The organism is Ruegeria sp. AG7 (assembly GCF_056541545.1).
This window is the reverse complement of record NZ_JBQFYP010000051.1, coordinates 1-1,370: the sequence shown is the minus strand read 5'-3', so window position 1 is coordinate 1,370 and position 1,370 is coordinate 1. Positions and strand designations below refer to the sequence as shown.

The 1,370-nt window shown below is 56.6% G+C and carries 1 pseudogene; it reads left to right on the top strand.

Features of this window, described 5'->3' with window-relative positions:
• The first annotated feature begins 88 nt into the window (after positions 1-88).
• Positions 89-1,106, top strand: a pseudogene (locus ACR0BF_RS20310) (IS110 family RNA-guided transposase).
• Positions 1,107-1,370: the final 264 nt, after the last annotated feature.

Below are 1,370 nucleotides of genomic sequence, written 5' to 3'. Positions count from 1 at the left end.
GCGGATGGGGTGGATGGCGTCTGCAGCCAACCGTCGCGCTTTGCGGCAAACTGCAGAAGACATCTTCTGCAAGGAAAGGAGCCCCACCATGGAAGTCACGACAATAGGATTGGATCTCGGTAAAGACGTCTTTCAGGTCCACGGAATCGCTGATGACGGTACGGTTGTCTTCAATCGTTCGATCCGCCGCAGACAATTGCTGAAGTTCTTTGAGACCCTGCCGAGCTGCCTCGTCGGAATTGAGGCGTGGGTCGGCACATCACTGGGCGCGTGAGCTGACTGAAATCGGCCATGACGTGCGCCTCATGCCGGCGACTTACGTAAAGCCCTACGTGAAGCGTGGAAAGACGGATGCGGTTGATGCCGAGGCAATCTGCGAGGCCGTCACGCGACCGACCATGCGGTTCGTCGCTGTGAAATCGAAGGAACAACAAGCCCTTCTTACAATGCATCGCGTGCGCCAGCTTGTCGTGCGCCAGAAAACCCAGATGCTGAACGTGATCCGGGGTCTTCTTCGAGAGTTTGGTCATGTGATCGGGAACGGGCCGGTGGCGGCGATGCGCTTCGTCAAAGGGTTCAAAACCAACGATTGCCCGGACATGCCAGACGTTGCGAAGAGCATGCTCAAAACCCTCTGCGAGCAGGTTGTTGCACTCGACGAGCGCGTGGTGTTCTACGACAAACTGATCGAGTATCATTCGCGGATCGATGAACGGGCCAAGCGGATCAGAACCGTCCCTGGTGTTGGTCCAATCACCGCCTCTGCCATCGTCGCCACCATCGGCGACGGCAAACAGTTCAAGAACGGGCGCGAGTTTGCTGCTTGGCTTGGTCTCACCCCATTGAACAGATCGAGTGGTGGCAAGGAACGCCTCGGCCGGATTAGCAAGAAGGGTGACCGTTACATAAGAAGGCTTCTGGTGATCGGTATGACCTCACAAGTACAGCGCGCCCGCGGCTATCCAGAACGCGTGCATCCTTGGATCATGCAACTCCTCGAGCGCAAACCCGTCCGACTTGCCACGATCGCGATGGCAAACAAAGCCGCACGGATCATCTGGGCGATCCTCACCAAAGAAACATACTACCGGCAATCAGCGGCATAACCGGAGGCACTGAACAAAAAAGAATTGCAAGACGAATGCCATGATGGCACGTGCGGTCATCCGAGAACCCGGAAAACCCGAGCTTCGTCCTGAACTCTCAGGTTCGCTTTGCCGATTGGGACCAGGTTCACGGAACCCATCAAGGCCAGCGGCTCAAGCAAATGCCGCAATCAAAGGCCGGACACAGGACTGTACTGACCAGCCGCGCAATCAGAGCATTTTGTCCTTGCAAAGCAGACGCCATCCACACAGGACAAACCGGAC